Genomic DNA, 20,255 nt, shown 5'->3' with positions numbered 1-20,255 from the left:
GTAGTTGATTTCAATAAACTTGAGCCTGATGATGAATAACTTTATTTTACAAATCAATTTGGAAAGCTACTAGTGTTCAATACAAAAAAGTGCAAAAGTGAAAATTCACTTTTGTATTTTTTATATCAACTTTATTTTCTTGTTGCTTAATTACAAGCAATCTAGTTTGGTCGTAAAACTTAAGCCTAACATTAATCTGAAGCGATTCTTGAAGAAGAATTTGCACCGTTTGGCATAATAAAAAGACATATTTTATATATAAATTCAATGTTATAATTCTGCTGAGAAGGTTTTTTATTGTTCTATATCAAACAGTATAGGGAGGAGTATGGATGAACTTTCCTGATAAGCAAGAGAGATTATTATATTTCAAAAAAAGTATACATAAAGCTTTGCTAATTGGGGAAGTGGCATACTTGCAAATAGGTATTTTAAATGCAGCTGATTAAAAAGATGGTAAGGAGATAAAAGGAATGACATACGCATTAGAAATTAAAGACTTAAAAAAAATCTATACTGGGGGTGTCGAGGCTTTGCGTGGCATCGATTTAAAAGTGAAAGAAGGAGACTTCTATGCTCTCTTAGGTCCTAACGGTGCCGGCAAATCTACAATCATCGGGATTGTGACATCCCTCGTCAATAAGACATCAGGAAAAGTCAAAGTCTTCGGCTATGATATGGACACACAGTTAATGCAGGTCAAGCTGCAGATCGGTCTAGTCCCTCAAGAGTTCAACTTTAATCCTTTTGAAACGGTCCAGCAGATTGTTGTGAACCAGGCGGGTTATTACGGCGTGCCAAGAAAAGAAGCGTTGAAACGCAGTGAAAAGTACTTGAAGCAATCTGATTTATGGGAAAAAAGAAATGTTCGGGCACGGATGCTTTCTGGAGGGATGAAACGTCGACTGATGATCTCACGCGCCTTGATGCATGAACCGCGTCTGCTTATTCTTGATGAACCGACAGCCGGTGTGGACATCGAGTTGAGGCGAGAGATGTGGGTGTTTCTGAAAGAGTTGAATGCAAACGGCACGACAATTATTCTGACAACACATTACTTGGAAGAAGCGGAGACGTTATGCCGCAACATTGGTATCATTCAAAAAGGGGAACTGATTGAAGATACCAGTATGAAATCTTTGCTGGCCAAGCTCCAGTTTGAAACAATTATTTTAGAAATCGAATCTTCAGTAAGGATTCCGGTGATCAAAGGCTATAACAGCGAACTCGTGGACGAAGCGACCCTTTCAGTGGAGGTAGCGCGTGATCAAGGAATCAACGAAGTGTTCAATCAACTGTCAGAACAAGGGGTTAAAGTGTTGTCTATGCGCAACAAGTCCAACCGATTAGAGGAGTTATTCTTAAAAATTACAGATGAAAACCGCGTAGTGGAGGATGTCCATGTTTAAACTTTATTTTACAGCATTAAGAGGTCTGGCGGTCAAAGAAACAAACCGCTACCTTAGAATTTGGATCCAAACACTGGTCCCGCCAGTCATCACAACTTCCTTGTACTTTATCATCTTCGGTAATTTAATCGGGGGACGGATTGGCGAGATGGGGGGATTCTCATACATGGAGTTTATAGTCCCTGGATTGATTATGATGTCGGTCATCACGAGTTCCTACTCAAATGTCTCGTCATCATTTTTCTCGCAAAAATTTCAAAAGAACATTGAAGAACTGTTGATTGCTCCTGTACCGACTCATATCATTATCTGGGGCTTTGTGATCGGAGGACTCGGAAGAAGTATTCTTGTGGGGATAATGGTCACAATTGTTTCCCTGTTTTTTGTTCCGTTGCAAGTTTATTCTTGGAGCATTGTCGTCTTGACGCTTTTGATGACGTCTATTTTGTTCTCTTTAGCAGGACTGTTGAACGGTATTTTTGCGCAATCATTTGACGATGTGTCTATTGTTCCTACGTTCGTTCTTCAGCCGTTGACTTACTTAGGTGGTGTGTTTTTCGCCATCTCGATGCTGCCTCCGTTTTGGCAGGTCGTATCGAAACTCAACCCGATTGTTTATATGATTTCCGGATTCCGATTCGGGTTCCTCGGTGTGATGGATATTCCGATTTTATTCTCTGTTCTCATTTCGATTATCTTTGTCATTGCGCTTTATGCAGTAAATTGGTATCTGATTGAAAAAGGCCGTGGATTAAGAAGTTGATATCTATCAATCTTAGTATATTCTTTTAATCATGATTCATAAACAAAAAACGGACCACTAATTCATATGCGAATTAGTGGTCTGTTTTTTTGTTTTGTACCAGTGAACTGGGAGGGTTATCCGAATTGGATACCAGCTCTTTCACTATTTTGCTTGCGATTCGATAAACGGTTGAAGTATATTCGTTTTTCGTTTCGTTTTGAAAACAAGTACTTTATGTGTCGGCTCGTATTGATTGCCGTAAAATGTCTCATCCTTATACGTATGGATTTCTTCATACGTCTGTTTCATTGCTTCATAAGCACTTTGTTCCTCTGCATCCGATGGTGACCAGAAAAGAATTTCAAGATCTGTCTTTTCACCTGTTGCCAAAGAGCGACGACTGTAACCAATGTGTTGTGCATGGTGAAACTCTTCACGTGCATAAAAGTTCAATCGTTTGGCGGTATCTGTATCTTTATAATCGACAGGCTCTACTTCTAAAATAATAGGCTTGCCTTTTTCTTTGAGAGAAGCCAAAAGCTTTCGTCCGAATCCGGCACCACGTGATTGAGATGAAACGAATAGATAATCGACAAAAACGAATGTTTCCGTTTCGGCATACATAAGTACGTGATGTGGCCCTTCTTCTTTGATGTAAATATTTTTCTTATCGTTTAGGAGCGCATCCATATGTGCCTTCGATTTCATTTCTTCAATTGGAAAGTACTCGCTCAATTTTTCGTACCAGTTCATAATGTATATCTCCTCCGTCGGTATTTTGTACCTGGAGCTTTTTGTTTGAAGTAAATCTGGTTGAGAGTGTGAGGAAAAAAGAGGTAACAAAAAAGTCCTCATTCACTTGTTTAACCGTATTACGCATTTCTAAACAGTAATTTTCATTTGCGAAATCTAAGATTGCTTTTCAATTGCATTCGTTATGTTTATTCATGTACAATCAAGTCAAAGATAGTCAAAGTCAATAACTTGTCACCCGGAGTGAAAGAGGTGAGTACATGCGAAATATATCGGACATCATTGAAGGGTATTTAAAGGCAATTATCGAAAAGGAACAAACAGGAACCATTGAAATTAAACGAAATGAAGTGGCTGAGAAGTTCCAGTGCGTACCTTCGCAAATAAATTACGTCATTAAGACAAGGTTCACAGCGGAACGAGGATATGCTGTTGAATCGAAACGTGGGGGCGGAGGGTATATTCGAATCTTTCGAGTGCAAGCGAATAGCCGCAAAGATTTAATCGACCACGTATTGGGAGGCTTGCAAGAAGGCGTATCTCAAACAATGGCATTGGATGTTGTTTACAGACTTATTGAAGCAGAAGTAATTTCGGAACGCGAATCCAGGCTAATACTAGCCGCAGTCGATCGAACAACGATACGTCAACCTCTTCCAGACCGAGACGATATACGTGCCCGAATAATGGAAGCAATGCTCCTTACGCTTCTATATGAACAACTAGAATAAGAATTGAACGATATTAAATTGAATTTGAGGTGGCACACCATGATATGTGAAAACTGTAAAGAACGACCTGCTTCCGTCATCCTGACAAAGGGATATATGGAAGAGTCAATTGAACATCATCTATGTGAAAAATGTGCATTTCAATCAGAAGCCTTCCATTTTGATCCTAACCAAGAACCGTTATCCATCCAACAATTTCTATCTCAATGGTTTGGAGGAGCGGATTCGTTTCAGGTCTCCCAAAAGATGCGAGGTAACGATGTAGTAGGTCCTGAATGTCCCAATTGCAAATTGACGTTTCCAAAGTTTTTGGATATCGGGAAATTTGGTTGTGCGACTTGTTACGACACATTCAGAGGACAACTTCCACATGTTTTTGGAAAACTTCACAACGGTCATACAAAGCATACTGGAAAAGTTCCAGTGTCGTTTAATAAAGTTTATGCAGTGAAACGTAAAATAGAGGAACTACGGGTGAAAATGAACGAGGCTGTCGAAGCGGAACATTTTGAAGAAGCAGCAATTTTACGTGATGAGGCGAATGGTTTAAAACATCAACTCGCAAATGAAGGAGGAGATAACAATGTCGACTGAAAAGTTCATTCAAAACGAAGTGACGGGTTGGATGGCAGCTCATGGCGAACATTCGGATATTGTTATGTCAACCCGAATTCGGCTTGCACGCAATTTAACAGGATATCTTTTTCCAATCGCCTTCACGGAAGACGACGCAATGGCAATCGACCGAGCTGCTACGGGTGTATTGCTGGATTCGGATGGACCGAACTATTCCTATATGAAGATGTCTGAGTTGCCTTCATTAGAACGCCTCGTACTTATTGAAAAGCATTTAATTAGTCCACATTTAGCGAATCCCGATCGTCATGGTGCTGTCATTTTATCGGAAGACGAGACCGTTAGCGTTATGATAAATGAGGAAGATCATGTACGTATCCAGTGCATTTATCCAGGCCTCCAGCTTGAAGATGCTTATCAAAAGGCGGATGCGGTAGATGATCTTCTTGAAAGTGAATTGCCCTATGCATTTGATGAGAACTTCGGATATATGACAAGTTGTCCATCCAATACAGGAACTGGAATGCGTGCTTCTGTCATGATGCATTTGCCTGCACTTACAATTACAAAGCAAATCGACCGGATAATTCCCGCTATTTCAAGACTAGGGATGGTCGTTCGTGGTAGTTATGGTGAAGGCAGCGAAGCACCCGGTAATGTATACCAAGTCTCAAATCAAACAACACTTGGGAAAACGGAACAAGAAATCCTCGTAGATTTGGGTAATATAACTTCTCGATTAATTGCTCATGAACGGAAATCTCGTGAAGTTCTTTTAGCAAAATCACGTCTAGCACTTGAAAACAGGCTCTTCCGCTCCCTTGGTACAATTGTTTATGCACGGGTATTGCAAACAGGAGAGGCAGCACGTTGCTTATCCGATGTTAGACTGGGCATCGATTTGGGTATCATTGAAGATGTCGATGTATCGATTTTAAATGAATTAATGATTTTTATGCAACCTGGATTTTTACAGCAATATGCGGGTACTGAATTATCGCAAGAAGAACGTGATATTTTTAGGGCAAAGCTATTCCGTGAACGTCTAAATATAGCGGACACATCAAAATCACTTGAAGAGGGTACTGAAGAGTGAGCATCTATTTTGCTTGAAGCATCCCTTTTCGGTATACTAAGGTCAAAGATGGTCAAAGTCAATTTTGCAATAAAGGGGATTCAATCATTCCGCGAGAATACGTATACGTAGAAGCATCTTTTAATTTTCGATTTAAAGATAATACTTCTATATGAGTAATAAGATAAATTAGAGATAAAAAGCATTCTTTTTGAAGAGTGGATTATAAATGGTAGAAGGAGAGGACTGAATATGATGTTTAACCGATTTACACAACGCGCGCAAAAGGTGTTACAACTAGCCCAAGAAGAGGCAATTCGAATGAAGCACGAGTCAATTGGCACGGAACATATCTTGTTAGGTCTTATTCGAGAAGGCGGTGGCATCGCTGCAAAAGCACTTGAGGCAATCGATGTAAGCTTTGAAACGATCGAAGAAGGCGTGGAAAAACTTGTTGGTTCTGGAACAAAAGACGTCGGTCCAATCGTTCATTACACACCACGTGCGAAAAAAGTTATTGAGCTTTCTGTTGATGAATCGAGAAAACTTGGTCATTCGTATATCGGTACGGAGCATATCTTGCTCGCTCTGATTCGTGAAGGTGAAGGCGTTGCAGCTCGTGTTTTAAGCAATGCGGGAGTAAGTCTTAATAAGGCGCGTCAACAAGTCCTTCAACTTCTTGGTAACAATGATTCTTCAATTGGAAATCAAGGTACTTCAAATTCAGCAGCCACTCCAACACTTGATAGTTTGGCACGTGATTTAACCGAAGTTGCACGTGAAGGATTACTGGATCCGGTCATTGGTCGAAGTAAGGAAATCACGCGTGTAATTGAAGTGTTGGCACGTCGTACAAAAAACAATCCAGTACTTATTGGTGAACCCGGTGTAGGTAAAACAGCGATTGCTGAAGGACTCGCACAACAAGTCATTAATAATGAAGTACCGGAAATTCTTCGTGATAAACGCGTAATGACATTAGATATGGGTACTGTTGTTGCGGGAACGAAATACCGCGGTGAATTTGAAGACCGCATGAAAAAAGTGATGGAGGAAATTCGTCAAGCGGGTAACATTATTTTATTCATCGACGAACTTCATACATTGATAGGAGCAGGTGGGGCAGAAGGTGCAATAGATGCTTCGAATATATTAAAACCGTCTCTTGCACGAGGAGAATTGCAATGTATTGGTGCTACTACGCTTGATGAGTATCGCAAATATATTGAAAAAGATGCGGCGCTTGAACGTCGTTTCCAACCTATTCAAGTAGACGAACCTACTGTAGATGAGACAGTTCAAATCCTTTACGGCCTTCGTGATCGCTATGAAGCACATCATCGTGTGAAAATAACAGATGAAGCAATCGATGCAGCAGCGAAAATGTCTGATCGTTACATTTCAGATCGTTTCTTACCAGATAAAGCAATTGATTTAATTGACGAGGCGGGTTCAAAAGTTCGTCTTCGTTCATATAAAATACCACCGAATTTGAAAGAGCTTGAATCACAATTAGAAGCTATGCGTTCCGAGAAAAATGCGGCTGTTCAAAGTCAAGAGTTTGAAAAAGCTGCATCATTCCGAGATAAAGAACAAAAGATGAAAGAAGAACTTGAAACTACAAAAACAGCTTGGAAAGAAAAGCAAGGAAAAACGGAATCCAAAGTTACTGTTGAGGATATTGCCGAGGTTGTTGCAATGTGGACCGGAATTCCAGTCTCAAAAATTGCTGAAACAGAGTCTGCCAAGTTGTTGAATATGGAAGAGATGCTTCACGAACGTGTTATTGGTCAGGCGGAGGCGGTAACAGCAATTTCCCGTGCGATTCGTCGTGCCCGTGCAGGCCTGAAAGATCCTAAAAGACCAATCGGTTCATTTATTTTCTTAGGTCCAACAGGAGTAGGTAAAACGGAACTTGCTCGAGCGCTTGCAGAAGTGATGTTCGGAGATGAAGACGCGATGATTCGCGTGGATATGTCTGAGTATATGGAGAAACATTCAACTTCTCGTCTTGTCGGTTCACCACCCGGATATGTTGGGTATGAAGAGGGCGGTCAGTTGACTGAGAAGGTTCGTCGCAAACCTTATTCTGTTATTCTTCTTGATGAAATTGAGAAAGCACATCCCGATGTCTTTAATATTCTGTTGCAAGTACTTGAAGACGGGAGACTTACGGATTCGAAAGGACGTACAGTAGACTTCCGAAATACGGTTGTCATTATGACGTCTAACGTAGGTGCACAAGCACTTCGAACGAATCGCTATGTAGGCTTTAATTTACAAGATACAAATCGAGATTACGAAGGTATGAAATCGGCAATGCTTGAGGAATTGAAAAAAGCATTCCGACCAGAGTTCCTAAACCGTGTCGATGAAATGATTGTTTTCCATTCACTTGAAAAAGAGCATTTGCGTAAAATCGTAACGCTTATGTCGGATGAATTATCAAAACGTCTGGCTGAACAGGAAATTGTTCTCGAGCTCACGGATGAAGCGAAATTAAAAATATCAGAAATAGGATATGACCCTGAATATGGTGCGCGTCCACTACGTCGTGCGATTCAGAAACATATTGAAGACCGATTGTCCGAAGAGCTTTTAAAAGGGACAGTATTAACAGGTGGAAAAGTCGTTGTAGATGTAGTTGACGGAGAATTTTTCGTCGATACAAAACAAGAGGCACCAAAGAAAAAAGCAGTGAAAAAAACAGTGACGAAAAAATAATGAATGAGCTGGATAGTCCATTGACCCGAATTTAAATTCGGCGTAAATGGACTGTCCTTTTCGTATTTGGAGGGCGACATGTCAAAAAGGAAGTCTAAATTCATATGTAAGTCATGTGCTTATGAATCCGCAAAATGGATGGGTCGCTGTCCTGGTTGCGGTGAATGGAACACTATGGAAGAAGAAGTGGAGTTTGTGCAAAAGGGACCTCGTGGTGCGTTTCAGCATACAGAAAATACCCGTCAAAAAGCTATGCCTATTAATGCAATAGAAACTTCGGACGAGCCACGAATTGGCACCGACTTAGGTGAATTAAACCGGGTTCTTGGAGGCGGAATTGTTCCGGGCTCGCTTATTCTGGCAGCGGGGGATCCGGGAATTGGGAAGTCTACACTGCTTCTTCAAGTATCGTCGCTACTCGCAAATAAAGGTCATCGCGTACTTTATATTTCAGGTGAAGAATCGATTCGCCAAACGAAGCTTCGGGCAGAACGGCTTAGTGTTACATCTGATGAACTATATATTTACGCAGAAACGGATTTGGAACAAATTCACCATACAATCGAAGAGGTTAAGCCGAAGTTTGTCATAGTGGACTCGATCCAGACAATTCATCATCCTGAAGTTAAATCTGCACCAGGGAGCATTACGCAAGTGCGGGAATGTACAGCGGAATTAATGCGAATTGCGAAGACACAAAATATCGCTATCTTCCTTGTTGGTCATGTGACGAAAGATGGTCAAATTGCAGGGCCTCGTCTACTTGAGCATATGGTGGATACCGTCTTGTATTTTGAAGGGGAACGTCACCATACGTATCGGATTTTACGTAGTGTGAAGAATAGATTTGGGTCAACAAATGAAATTGCGATATTTGAAATGTTACAGTCGGGATTAAAAGAGGTACTTAATCCATCGGAGTTATTTTTGCGAGAAAGATCACAAGGTGGTGCTGGTTCAACTGTTGTAGCCTCAATGGAGGGAACACGTCCTATCCTCGTTGAAATTCAGGCTCTCGTTACTCCATCAAGTTTCAACTATCCGAAACGGATGGCTACTGGACTCGACCAAAATAGAGTTTCTTTACTTATGGCAGTTCTTGAAAAAAGAATGGGAATGCTTTTACAAGCACAGGATGCTTATATCAAGGTCGCTGGTGGCGTAAAACTAGATGAACCAGCTATAGACCTTGCAGTTCTTGTGAGTATTGTTTCGAGTTACCGTGATACGGCTGCTGGACTAGCAGATTGTTTTATTGGAGAAGTTGGACTTACAGGTGAAGTGCGACGTGTTTCTCGAATTGAACAACGAGTGACAGAGGCGGCAAAATTAGGTTTTGATCGGGTAATTGTTCCTTCCTCGAATCTTGGGGGTTGGGATTATCCAAAAGGGATTAAAGTAATTGGTGTTGAAACCGTTAGTGATGCGTTGAAGATTGCTTTTAGTAAGTGAATAAACTAGGGTCGTCTTTTGGGTGACCCTGTCTTTTTCTAGTTTTTCGAAAGATTAGACGTTATTGTCAAACTGAAACTTGGGTACCCTATGTTAAATAGAGCAGGATTAAGGGTAAACATGTATAATTAAACATATTAGGAGGTGGATTATATGTTAAAAAGAGTAATTCAGATTTCATTTTTACTTATCGGGGGCACGCTCGGAGTCTTATTCTTACCGCAATTATTCGAATTCTTTTCTTTTACTACAAATCCATGGATTAATAACCCGTATTTATTTGCTATTCTTGGTGCCGCTGTTCTTGCACTTCTTAGTTTTATTCTTACAATGCCCATTGTGAATTTTATTGAATGGATGGAAGAGCGCTTGTTAAAAGCCCCTATTTTTGACCTGTTGTTCGGAACAATCGGTCTTATGGTTGGTTTAAGTCTTGCTTTTCTAGTAAGTTACGTTCTGGGGAACTTTGAAATTCCTTTTGTAAAGAACTTCTTACCAATCATCGTATCGGTAACTCTTGGTTACTTAGGTTTTCAAGTAGGCTTTAAGAAGCGTGAGGAATTAATCTCTGCTGTACAAGCCACAAAAGGTTCAGCACCAAAGAAAAAGGATTCTGTAGAAGGTTCATCATCAACAAATGGAATTGTCCATAAAATATTGGATACAAGTGTTATAATCGATGGCCGAATTGCCGATGTTGCAGCAACGGGTTTTTTGGAAGGGATATTAGTCGTTCCACAGTTTGTTTTAACGGAGCTCCAGCATATTGCAGATTCTTCGGACACGCTAAAAAGGACCAAGGGAAGACGAGGTCTGGATGTGCTCAAACGCATGCAAATGGCTGACGGACCAAATATTTTGATAACAGATGAGGATTTTGTTGACGTTGCTGAAGTGGATTTAAAACTTGTTCGTCTTGCGAAAAGCATGTCAGGCCTTGTTGTGACAAATGATTTTAATTTAAATAAAGTTGCTGATCTTCACGGTGTTTCAGTACTGAATATTAACGATCTTGCCAATGCCGTTAAACCGGTTGTTATTCCAGGTGAAGATATGCATGTTGTCGTTATTAAAGACGGGAAAGAGCATAACCAAGGAATTGCCTATTTGGACGATGGTACAATGATTGTTGTTGAAGAGGGGAAATACCATATTGGAAATGCGATTGATGTTGTAGTGACGAGTGTGCTACAAACATCTGCTGGACGTATGATTTTCGCAAAACCAAAAAACGAGAAATCCTCGAAAGCACTTTAACTAAACAGAAAAAGATTAATAATAGACAAGGAAGATTAACAGTGAATTATATCGTTATGATGCCGGCAGCTGGAAGCGGACAGCGAATGGGCGCAGGTTTCAATAAGCTTTTTTTAATGCTGGGCAATAAACCAATCCTTATCCATACGCTCGAAGTTTTTGAAAATGATTTAGCTTGTGTAGAAATCCTTTTAGCCGTTAAACAGGAGGAACAATCTGAAATACAAGCAGCGCTTAATCAGTATGGGATTACAAAGGTTACGAGGCTTGTTGACGGAGGCAGTGAACGGCAATATAGTGTTGCGGCTTGTATTGAGGCGTACGATGGGGATGATATCGTCCTCGTTCACGATGCGGCAAGACCATTCATTCAACAAGCAGTTATTAAAGACTTGGTAAGTACAGCTGCAAAATACGGTGCTTCGATTGCGGGAGTTCAAGCAAAAGACACGATGAAGCTTGCACCTTTGGGTATTGTTGAAAAGACTGTAGATCGTGAAACGCTTTGGATTATACAAACACCTCAAGCGTTTCAAATTGAAGTATTGAGAAAAGCATCAAACCAAGCAAAGGAAGACGGATTTCTTGGAACCGATGAATCGATGCTCGTTGAACGGCTTGGTTATCCCGTAAGAATTGTTCAGAGCACATATGATAATGTGAAGATGACAACACAGGAAGACATTGTCTTTGGGGAAATCCTTCTTAAGAGACAACGAGAGAGTAAGTTAAAGGAGGATGAAATATGATTCGAATCGGACAAGGTTATGACGTACACAAATTTGAAGAGGGCCGACCATTAATTATTGGTGGTATTACAATCCCGCATCACAAAGGACTTGTTGGTCATTCAGATGCTGATGTACTATTGCATACGATAACCGACGCAGCTTTAGGCGCTATTGGCGAGGGTGATATAGGTCGACATTTCCCGGATACGGACATGTCCTTCAAAGATGCAGATTCAGCTGTTTTACTGGAAAAGGTGTGGGCAATTGTTGCTGAGCGTGGCTATAAGCTTGGTAATATCGATTGTACGATTATTGCAGAAAATCCTAAAATGTCCCCACATATTGAGTCTATCCGTGCACGCGTTGCTCAATTATTACAAGCGGATGTTACGCAAGTAAATATTAAGGCGACTACAACAGAAAAATTAGGATTTACGGGAAGAGAAGAAGGAATCGCTGCATTAGCCGTTATTCTTTTAACTTCTATCTAGTAGCTGAATAAGTCTCGCGGATTGAAGTTAGTGTTTTGAAGTGGTGAATAAAAAATTAGGAGGAAAAAATAGATGACTAAAGAAGTTCGCGTTCGTTACGCACCGAGTCCTACAGGACACCTACATATTGGAAATGCTCGAACAGCAATGTTTAATTATTTATATGCACGAAATAAAGGCGGGAAATTCATTATCCGCATAGAAGATACAGACGGCAAGCGGAACATTGAAGGCGGCGAGGAATCTCAGCTTACGTATTTAAAGTGGCTTGGAATAGACTGGGATGAAAGTGTAGACGTTGGCGGAGACTATGGTCCGTATCGCCAGTCTGAAAGAAACGATTTGTACAAAAAATTATACGATGAATTACTCGAGAAAGAACTAGCATATAAATGTTATTGTACAAGTGAAGAATTAGAAGCTGAGCGAGAAGTTCAAAGTGCTAAAAGCGAAATGCCGAGATATAGTGGTAAATGTCGTAACTTGACAGCAGAAGAACGTGCTGCACTTGAAGTGGAAGGTAGAGAGCCGAGTATCCGATTTGCAGTACCGGCTGGAAAAACCTATACATTTAACGATATAGTTAAAGAAGAAGTGTCGTTTGAATCCGATGGAATTGGTGACTTTGTTATCGTTAAAAAAGATGGTATTCCTACGTATAACTATGCTGTTGCTGTAGACGATCATTATATGGAAATCACGCATGTCCTTCGGGGTGATGATCATATTTCCAATACGCCAAGACAACAAATGATTTATGAAGCTTTTGGATGGGAAGCTCCTGAATTTGGTCATATGACGTTAATTGTGAATGAAAGTCGCAAAAAATTGAGTAAACGGGATGAATCGATTATTCAGTTCATTGAGCAATATGAAGAATTAGGTTATTTGCCGGAAGCGATTTTCAATTTCATTGTTCTTTTAGGTTGGTCTCCAGAAGGGGAAGAGGAAATCTTTTCGAAAGATGAACTAATATCAATTTTTGATGCGAATCGTTTGTCGAAATCGCCTGCGGTTTTCGATAAAAATAAACTTGAGTGGATGAACAATCAGTACATTAAAAAGTTGTCACTCGAACAAGTTATAGAACTTGCACTACCACATTTACAGAAATCGGGTGCACTTCCTGAAGAATTAACAAACGAACAAACTGTCTGGGCACATGATCTTATTGCGCTTTACCATGACCAGTTAAGTTTTGGCGCTGAAATTATTGAGCTTTCCGCCCAGTTCTTCAAGGAGGACATTGAATATGATGAGTCATCTCAGGAAGTACTTGCCGGTGAACAAGTACCAGAAGTAATGACGTCGTTAAAAAAACAACTCGAGAACCTTGAGGTATTCGATGCCGCATCTATTAAAGATGCCATTAAAGCTGTTCAAAAAGAAACAGGGCATAAAGGGAAGAACTTATTTATGCCAACTCGCGTTGTGACGACAGGTCAAACAAACGGTCCGGAATTACCTGCTGCGATTGCACTTATTGGGAAAGCTAGAGTAATCGAGCGCATAGCGAAATACGCGGCTCAGTAAAATACCGTTGACATTAAACTGTGAACATGTAAAATGAAAATAATTAGTAATTTCATGACCTGTATTTTGGGTCCTAAAGCTTTGATAAGGAAAAGTACGCATTACAGGCACCCCAGAGAGGATCATCACCGGCTGTAAGTGATCCGTGTCACTGTAATGTGGAAATGCCCCTTTGAGCGCCGTGCCGAATTTATAGTAGGCCGGACGCATCGCCAGCGTTAATAGGCGTCGAGCGGGAAGGTATCGAAACCTTTCAAGCGGAGTGGAACCACGTATTTTAATGCGTCTCTGTCATTTTAGACAGGGGCGCATTTTTGTTGTGGAGAAATGTATTTTTTAGGAAGGAGAGGGAACAATTGTTTCGAAGAATGAAAGAAGATATTCGGTGCATCTTGGAACAGGATCCCGCAGCCCGTAGTGCGTTTGAAATTGTGCTTACTTATGCAGGAATTCATGCGTTATGGTCGCATCGAATTGCACATGTATTATATAAAAAGAATCTTCTTTTTTTAGCTCGGTCTGTATCGCAAATAAGCCGCTTTTTTACAGGCATTGAAATTCATCCCGGGGCGAAAATAGGAAGACGGTTTTTCATCGACCACGGTATGGGAGTAGTCATTGGGGAAACATGTGAAATCGGCAACGATGTAACGATTTACCAAGGCGTAACGCTTGGTGGAACTGGGAAAGAAAAAGGGAAGCGTCACCCAACTTTGCATGATAATGTACTTGTTGCAACAGGTGCAAAAGTGTTGGGTTCGATTACAATTGGTGAAAACAGTAAAGTTGGTGCAGGGTCTGTCGTTTTGAAAGATGTACCGCCAGATTCTACCGTCGTAGGGATACCAGGAACTGTCGTTATTCGAAATGGTGTGAAGGTGAAAGATAAGTACGATCATCACGATCTTCCAGATCCTGTTGCAGACACATGTAATCGACTCGAAAATGAAATTCAACAGCTGCAAAATCGACTTGAACAGTTAGAAAGTAAAGATGCGAAAGGGGATATATTATGACTATTCAAATTTACAATACATTAACGCGGCAGAAAGAGCCCTTCATTCCAATGGAGGAAGGAAAGGTAAAGATGTATGTATGTGGTCCAACTGTCTATAACTACATCCATATCGGTAACGCACGACCGGTTATCGTATTTGATACAGTTAGACGTTACCTTGAATACACAGGTTTTGATGTAACGTATATATCGAATTTCACTGATGTTGACGACAAGATTATTAAAACAGCAAATGAACTTGGCGAGGACGTAAGCGAATTAACAGAACGCTTTATAAAAGCCTATTTTGAAGATGTCTCCGCACTAGGATGCTCGAAAGCGGACGCGCATCCGCGAGTAACTGAACATATCGATGACATCATTGCTTTCGTTCAAGTACTTATTGATAAAGATTTTGCTTATGAATCGCAAGGAGATGTCTATTATCGTACGAAGAAATTCGAAGGTTATGGAAAACTTTCTAATCAATCAACAGATGAATTGATTGTAGGTGCTCGAATCGAAGTTGGAGTGAAGAAAGAGGATGCACTAGATTTTGTTCTATGGAAAGCTGCCAAAGAAGGCGAGATTTCATGGGATAGCCCTTGGGGTGCTGGCCGACCGGGTTGGCATATTGAGTGTTCAGTAATGGCGCGCGCACATCTAGGTGATACGATGGACATTCATGCAGGCGGGCAGGATTTAGCATTCCCGCATCACGAAAACGAAATTGCTCAATCTGAAGCGATGACTGGAAAACAGTTTGCTAGGTATTGGATGCATAATGGCTATATTAATATTGATAATGAAAAAATGTCGAAATCCCTCGGGAATTTTGTTCTTGTAAATGACATTCGAAAAAAGATTGATCCACAAGTACTGCGTTTCTTTATGTTGTCCGTTCATTACAGAAATCCAATCAACTTTTCAGAGGATTTAATTGAAAGTGCGGAAAACGGTCTTTTACGAATTCGTACCGCCTATAATAATTTACAATATAGACGAGATGCTTCAGCAAACCTAGGAGATCAAAAAGACATTTGGTTTCATAAAGTGGATAAATGCAAAGTTCAATTTGAAACTGCTATGAACGACGATTTTAATACGGCGAACGCTATTGCAGCAATATTTGAACTTGCGAAACTTGCGAACGTTTACCTTCTAGAAAAGAATACAGAAACGGAAGTTATTGAATACTTTATTGCGATGCTTGAAAAATTAATGTCGGTTATTGGCTTAACGTTAGATAATGAGTCGAATCTTCTGGATGCAGACATTGAGGCCCTAATTGAAGAACGCTTAGAGGCACGACGTACACGTGATTTTAGTCGTTCAGACGAAATACGTGATGAGTTGAAAGCGCAAGGTATACTCTTAGAAGATACAGCTCAAGGTACGCGCTGGAAGAGGGGCTGAAGTGACTTGTACGTATTAAGGGATATTGACGTAAAACAATTAAATGCTCTTGCGTTAGCTTATATGGGTGATGGCGTTTACGAACAGGCGATACGAGAACATCTTCTTCGGTCTGGACGGGTTAGGCCAAATGTATTGCATAAACAAGCAACTCGCTACGTTTCTGCAAAAGCACAGGCTGCGGTAATTAAAGAAATGTTGGAGTACGGATTTATGACCGATGAAGAGGAAACAATTATGAAGCGTGGGCGTAATGCGAAGTCCGGCTCCGTTCCAAAAAACACGGATGTTTTGACGTACAATTACAGTTCGGGTTTTGAAGCGGTGCTCGGGTATTTACATCTACTTAATAGAACAGAACGAGTTGAGGAATTTATCAAGCACTCAATTGAGTTTGTAGAAAGACCAAAGGAGGAAACGTTATGACGGAAATTGAGTCGGAGCTAATTGGTGGTAAAAACCCAATTGCGGAAGCACTTCGTTCTGGTAGAGAGCTTAATAAAATATGGATTGCTGAAGGTTTAAATAAAAAAGGGATTGGTGAAATTCTGTCCCTTGCGAACGAGGCGAAAATAATTGTTCAGGCAGTGCCGAAACGAAAACTCGACGGAATGTTAGATATGAATCACCAGGGAATAATAGCTTCGGTTGCAGCTTATAAGTACGCCGAAATCGAGGATTTATTTGACGTTGCAACAAAACGTGGTGAAGACCCGTTCTTCCTAATTCTTGATGAGTTGGAGGACCCGCATAATCTTGGGTCCATATTAAGAACTGCGGATGCATCTGGTGTTCACGGGATTATAATTCCGAGACGTCGTGCTGTTGGATTGACCGGAGTGGTAGCGAAAGCATCAACCGGTGCAATTGAACATATTCCTGTCGTACGAGTGAATAATATATCGCAAACTGTCGAAGAACTGAAAAAACGTGGTGTTTGGATTGCGGGAACAGATGCAACGCATTCAACGGATTACCGATTGATGGATGCAACGCTCCCTATTGCGATAATTATTGGTAGCGAAGGAAAAGGTATGTCTAGAATACTAAAAGAGAAGTGTGATTTCCTCTACCACTTGCCGATGATTGGTCAGGTAACCTCGCTTAACGCTTCTGTAGCGGCATCACTTTTAATGTATGAGGTGCTTCGCAAGCGTCAACCGAACCTTTCTGAAAAATGAGGAAGGACGTACTCCTTGTCGATGGATATAACATCATTGGTGCATGGGGGGAACTGCGCCAAATGAAAGAAGAACGTCTCGCGAATGCGCGTGATCGTTTAATTGAACGTTTGGCGGAATATAAAGCGTATACAGGATGGCGAGTAATTATTGTTTTTGACGCACATTTAATTGCAGGTATAGAAAAAAAGAAGCTTAAACACGATATAGAAGTTGTGTATACGAGAGAAAATGAAACTGCTGATGAACGAATTGAAAAACTTGTCATTAAAATGGCGAGTAGGAGTGTGCAAGTCCATGTAGCCACATCAGACTTAACTGAGCAATGGGTAATTTTTGCACACGGCGCACTTCGAAAATCAGCGCGCGAATTGGAAATTGAAATGGATGAAATTGATAAGAAGATATCGCTAAGAGTGAAAAATTTCCAGGAAAAAAGACCGTTTTCAAAAATAGCCCTAACAGATGAAGTTGCAGAAATATTTGAAAAGTGGCGACGCGGAATGAAATGAAGGCTTGACTCAAAAATTTCTTATACGGTATACTTAGATATATTACATGTTCGGTAGAAATAGAGAGAGCAAAGGCCGACTAAAAATACTGCAGAAGTCCTGGAATCTCAGGCTCATTCGTCCTGCGGTAAATATTAATCAGCATAAACTAGTGAAATTTCCGATTTTTTTTAATGCTTGGTGTAACGGCCTATGACGAATTGGGGGTGATCCAGTGGTTGGGAAGACGCACGTTGAGAGCGAAATAGCTAATTTCACAGCTTTATCTGACGAGGAAATCATTGTAATAATCCATGATGGAAATGCGGATGCACTAGATTTTCTTATAACGAAATATTTATCTTTTGTCAGATTAAAAGGTCGTTCGTACTTCTTGATTGGTGGAGATAGAGAAGACATCATTCAAGAAGGGATGATTGGTTTATACAAAGCAATACGAGACTTTAAGGCAGATAGATTAAGCTCTTTTAAAGCTTTTGCGGAACTTTGTATTACTCGACAAATCATTACAGCTATAAAAACAGCAACGCGGCAAAAGCATATCCCTCTCAATACATCGATTTCTTTGGACAGGCCCGTGTACGCAGAAGATTCGGATCGCACACTGCTCGATATGGTTGCGGGTCCAGTTCTTGATGATCCCGAAGGTCTTATTATTCACAGAGAAGATTTTTCCCATATGGAAAAAGAGATGAATAAAGTATTGAGTGGTTTAGAGAAACAAGTATTGGCACTCTATTTGGAAGGCCAATCGTACCAAGAAATTTCAGACGAATTGAATCGTCAAGTAAAATCCGTAGACAATGCGTTGCAACGAATTAAGCGTAAGCTTGAACGTTATATGCAAGTTGATGCGATTCACTAGTAATTCCGCTTTCAATGATATTGACATGATGTATGTAAAATGTTACTCTTTAGCAAGACTATGAGTCGTATAGGGTGAGAAAATGGCTAAAAAAATAATACTGAGTTGCGATGTATGCGGTTCCCGAAATTATTCGGTTCCAGCAGGCAAAGATCGAGCGACAGAGCGATTGACAATTAAAAAATACTGCAGACATTGCAATGGGCATACGGTACACAGGCAAACAGCGTAAGAATTGCAAGCCGTATAGCAGTAATATATCTTTATTCGGAGGTTTACGATACAATGGGTAAGATTAGCGGTTTTTTAAAAGCAGTAGTGTCAGAAATGAGAAAAGTCAGTTGGCCAAAGCGTAAAGAATTGACGCGTTATACAATTGTTGTTCTTACGACAGTGGTCTTTATGGCTATTTACTTTGGACTTACAGACCTTGGTATTTCGAGTTTTATGAAATGGTACCTTGCGTTATAATAAAAGTAATATAATAATTGCCTGAAAAATAGCCCGTCTGCAACAAGTACGGGTTTTTTTATCATTTGCAGAAAAAAAGGAGGGACGGACGTTTAGTCCTTATTGCTATGGATATGGAGAAAAATTGGTATGTCGTTCATACGTACTCCGGTTATGAAAACAAGGTGAAAGCCAACCTGGAAAAACGTGTTGAAACGATGGGAATGTCAGATAAAATCTTCCGTGTAATTATCCCGGAAGAAGAAGAAACTGATTTTAAAGATGGTAAAAAACGAGTACTTATGAAGAAGACGTTTCCTGGATATGTTCTTGTTGAGATTATTATGACGGACGATTCATGGTACGTTGTGCGTAACACTCCTGGAGTAACTGGTTTTATTGGTTCATCAGGTGGAGGGGCGAAACCAACACCGCTATTGCCGGAAGAAGTAGAGTTTATTCTGAAGCAAATGGGTGTTAAAGAGGGTAGGACTGAAATTGATTTCTCTATTGGAGAAATGGTTCAAGTTCTTGAAGGTCCATTTGCGCACTTCCAAGGTAAGGTCGAAGAGATTGATGAGGCCAAAGGTAAAGTGAAAGTATCGGTTGATATGTTTGGTCGCGAAACGAATATGGAACTTGATTTTATACAGATTGAAAAAATATAATTAATTATTGCTTGCATCCAGTGAGTAATAGTGTTATTATTTCAAAGGTCAGGCTAGAATTGTTTGGTTTGGACAAAAAAATAAAACTACCGGCGCAAGCCGGCAGGCACATATTGAGTGGGAGGGGCAACCCTATTACCACATCACGGACTTAAGGAGGTGTGTTTCGTGGCTAAAAAAGTTACTAAGATTGTTAAATTGCAAATTCCTGCTGGAAAAGCGAATCCGGCTCCGCCAGTTGGACCGGCGCTAGGTCAAGCGGGTGTGAACATAATGGGATTCTGTAAAGAATTCAATGCACGTACAGCGGATCAAGCAGGTCTTATTATACCTGTAGTTATTTCTGTATATGAAGATCGTTCATTTACTTTTGTTACAAAAACTCCACCGGCAGCAGTATTGCTAAAGGTTGCAGCTAATCTTCAAAAAGGTTCAGGTGAACCGAACAAGACGAAGGTTGCTACTGTGAAGCGTGACAAAGTTCGCGAAATTGCAGAACAAAAGATGCCGGATCTAAACGCAGCGACAGTTGAAGCGGCGATGGCAATGGTTGAAGGTACTGCACGCAGTATGGGAATCAAGATCGAAGATTGATTCTGTAATGTTGTTTTGTTGTAGTGGGGGTTGCGGAAGTTCTTTGGTTTGGGACACGCAGCCCTTATTTCGTGGGAGGTTCAATCCGTTAAAAC

At 40.6% G+C, this 20,255-nt stretch carries 22 protein-coding genes and 1 other annotated feature; of the genes, 21 read left to right on the top strand and 1 reads right to left on the bottom strand.

All coding sequences use genetic code 11. From position 1 onward, the window contains the following. Positions 1-473 precede the first annotated feature (473 nt). Together ACP8HH_RS17925 and ACP8HH_RS17920 are read left to right on the top strand one after the other, a co-directional pair. Positions 474-1,409 carry an ABC transporter ATP-binding protein gene (locus tag ACP8HH_RS17925; protein WP_438313619.1) on the top strand — a complete coding sequence of 312 codons (936 nt, stop codon included), beginning with the start codon at positions 474-476 and terminating at the stop codon, positions 1,407-1,409. Then, positions 1,402-2,172: an ABC transporter permease gene (locus ACP8HH_RS17920; protein WP_438313617.1), complete on the top strand. Its 771-nt coding sequence runs from the start codon at positions 1,402-1,404 to the stop codon at positions 2,170-2,172. The genes ACP8HH_RS17925 and ACP8HH_RS17920 overlap by 8 nt, the downstream gene beginning before the upstream one ends. A gap of 144 nt (positions 2,173-2,316) precedes the next feature. Here ACP8HH_RS17920 and ACP8HH_RS17915 read toward each other — a convergent pair whose 3' ends face one another. Next, on the bottom strand, positions 2,317-2,907 hold the full coding sequence (locus ACP8HH_RS17915; RefSeq protein ID WP_438313616.1) for a GNAT family N-acetyltransferase: 591 nt from the start codon (positions 2,905-2,907) through the stop codon (positions 2,317-2,319). A gap of 260 nt (positions 2,908-3,167) precedes the next feature. On the opposite strand from ACP8HH_RS17915, the gene ACP8HH_RS17910 reads away from it, so the two are divergent. The 19 genes from ACP8HH_RS17910 (at position 3,168) to rplK (ending at position 20,160) form a co-directional block, all read left to right on the top strand. Then, positions 3,168-3,638, top strand: a complete 471-nt coding sequence (locus tag ACP8HH_RS17910; RefSeq protein ID WP_438313614.1) for a CtsR family transcriptional regulator — start codon at positions 3,168-3,170, stop codon at positions 3,636-3,638. Positions 3,639-3,677: 39 nt separating this feature from the next. Next, positions 3,678-4,232, top strand: coding sequence for a UvrB/UvrC motif-containing protein (locus ACP8HH_RS17905; protein WP_438313613.1), 555 nt, complete (start codon positions 3,678-3,680; stop codon positions 4,230-4,232). After that, positions 4,222-5,310 (top strand): protein arginine kinase, encoded by a 1,089-nt coding sequence (locus ACP8HH_RS17900; protein WP_438313611.1) that lies wholly within the window; start codon positions 4,222-4,224, stop codon positions 5,308-5,310. Before ACP8HH_RS17905 ends, ACP8HH_RS17900 begins: the two co-directional genes overlap by 11 nt. 231 nt (positions 5,311-5,541) lie before the next feature. After that, positions 5,542-8,013: an ATP-dependent Clp protease ATP-binding subunit gene (locus ACP8HH_RS17895; RefSeq protein WP_438313610.1), complete on the top strand. Its 2,472-nt coding sequence runs from the start codon at positions 5,542-5,544 to the stop codon at positions 8,011-8,013. 78 nt (positions 8,014-8,091) lie between these two features. Then, positions 8,092-9,465: a DNA repair protein RadA gene (gene radA / locus ACP8HH_RS17890; protein ID WP_438313608.1), complete on the top strand. Its 1,374-nt coding sequence runs from the start codon at positions 8,092-8,094 to the stop codon at positions 9,463-9,465. A gap of 153 nt (positions 9,466-9,618) precedes the next feature. Then, complete coding sequence (locus ACP8HH_RS17885; RefSeq protein ID WP_438313607.1) at positions 9,619-10,722, top strand: PIN/TRAM domain-containing protein; 1,104 nt, start codon at positions 9,619-9,621, stop codon at positions 10,720-10,722. Positions 10,723-10,763: 41 nt separating this feature from the next. Continuing rightward, the gene (gene ispD / locus ACP8HH_RS17880) at positions 10,764-11,471 is read left to right on the top strand and encodes a 2-C-methyl-D-erythritol 4-phosphate cytidylyltransferase (protein ID WP_438313605.1); all 708 of its coding nucleotides are present in this window, start codon (positions 10,764-10,766) and stop codon (positions 11,469-11,471) included. Continuing rightward, positions 11,468-11,944, top strand: coding sequence for a 2-C-methyl-D-erythritol 2,4-cyclodiphosphate synthase (gene ispF, locus ACP8HH_RS17875; RefSeq protein ID WP_438313603.1), 477 nt, complete (start codon positions 11,468-11,470; stop codon positions 11,942-11,944). The genes ispD and ispF overlap by 4 nt, the downstream gene beginning before the upstream one ends. Before the next feature lie 72 nt (positions 11,945-12,016). Further along, positions 12,017-13,477, top strand: coding sequence for a glutamate--tRNA ligase (gene gltX, locus ACP8HH_RS17870; RefSeq protein WP_438313601.1), 1,461 nt, complete (start codon positions 12,017-12,019; stop codon positions 13,475-13,477). 72 nt (positions 13,478-13,549) lie between these two features. Continuing rightward, positions 13,550-13,770, top strand: a binding site (T-box leader). 63 nt (positions 13,771-13,833) lie between these two features. Next, complete coding sequence (gene cysE / locus ACP8HH_RS17865) at positions 13,834-14,493, top strand: serine O-acetyltransferase (protein ID WP_438313599.1); 660 nt, start codon at positions 13,834-13,836, stop codon at positions 14,491-14,493. Then, positions 14,490-15,890, top strand: a complete 1,401-nt coding sequence (gene cysS, locus ACP8HH_RS17860) for a cysteine--tRNA ligase (RefSeq protein ID WP_438313597.1) — start codon at positions 14,490-14,492, stop codon at positions 15,888-15,890. The genes cysE and cysS overlap by 4 nt, the downstream gene beginning before the upstream one ends. A gap of 6 nt (positions 15,891-15,896) precedes the next feature. Beyond that, the gene (locus ACP8HH_RS17855; RefSeq protein WP_438313596.1) at positions 15,897-16,316 is read left to right on the top strand and encodes a Mini-ribonuclease 3; all 420 of its coding nucleotides are present in this window, start codon (positions 15,897-15,899) and stop codon (positions 16,314-16,316) included. Beyond that, the gene (gene rlmB, locus ACP8HH_RS17850; protein ID WP_438313594.1) at positions 16,313-17,071 is read left to right on the top strand and encodes a 23S rRNA (guanosine(2251)-2'-O)-methyltransferase RlmB; all 759 of its coding nucleotides are present in this window, start codon (positions 16,313-16,315) and stop codon (positions 17,069-17,071) included. The genes ACP8HH_RS17855 and rlmB overlap by 4 nt, the downstream gene beginning before the upstream one ends. Beyond that, a complete protein-coding gene (locus ACP8HH_RS17845; protein WP_438313592.1) occupies positions 17,068-17,583 on the top strand; it encodes an NYN domain-containing protein in 516 nt (171 codons plus the stop codon). The genes rlmB and ACP8HH_RS17845 overlap by 4 nt, the downstream gene beginning before the upstream one ends. Positions 17,584-17,797: 214 nt before the next feature. Continuing rightward, entirely contained in the window at positions 17,798-18,448 is a 651-nt protein-coding gene (gene sigH / locus ACP8HH_RS17840) for an RNA polymerase sporulation sigma factor SigH (RefSeq protein WP_438313591.1), read from the top strand. Between the two features lie 82 nt (positions 18,449-18,530). After that, on the top strand, positions 18,531-18,680 hold the full coding sequence (gene rpmG, locus ACP8HH_RS17835; protein WP_381540133.1) for a 50S ribosomal protein L33: 150 nt from the start codon (positions 18,531-18,533) through the stop codon (positions 18,678-18,680). A gap of 53 nt (positions 18,681-18,733) precedes the next feature. Next, complete coding sequence (gene secE, locus ACP8HH_RS17830) at positions 18,734-18,919, top strand: preprotein translocase subunit SecE (RefSeq protein ID WP_438313589.1); 186 nt, start codon at positions 18,734-18,736, stop codon at positions 18,917-18,919. 113 nt (positions 18,920-19,032) lie between these two features. Next, the gene (gene nusG, locus ACP8HH_RS17825) at positions 19,033-19,566 is read left to right on the top strand and encodes a transcription termination/antitermination protein NusG (protein ID WP_438313587.1); all 534 of its coding nucleotides are present in this window, start codon (positions 19,033-19,035) and stop codon (positions 19,564-19,566) included. A gap of 168 nt (positions 19,567-19,734) precedes the next feature. Next, complete coding sequence (gene rplK / locus ACP8HH_RS17820; RefSeq protein ID WP_438313585.1) at positions 19,735-20,160, top strand: 50S ribosomal protein L11; 426 nt, start codon at positions 19,735-19,737, stop codon at positions 20,158-20,160. Positions 20,161-20,255: the final 95 nt, after the last annotated feature.

Origin of the sequence: Sporosarcina sp. FA9 (genome assembly GCF_051550205.1) — a bacterium.
Taxonomy (GTDB): domain Bacteria; phylum Bacillota; class Bacilli; order Bacillales_A; family Planococcaceae; genus Sporosarcina.
The sequence above is the reverse complement of the archived record's forward strand: the minus strand, read 5'-3'. Positions and strand labels throughout refer to the sequence as shown.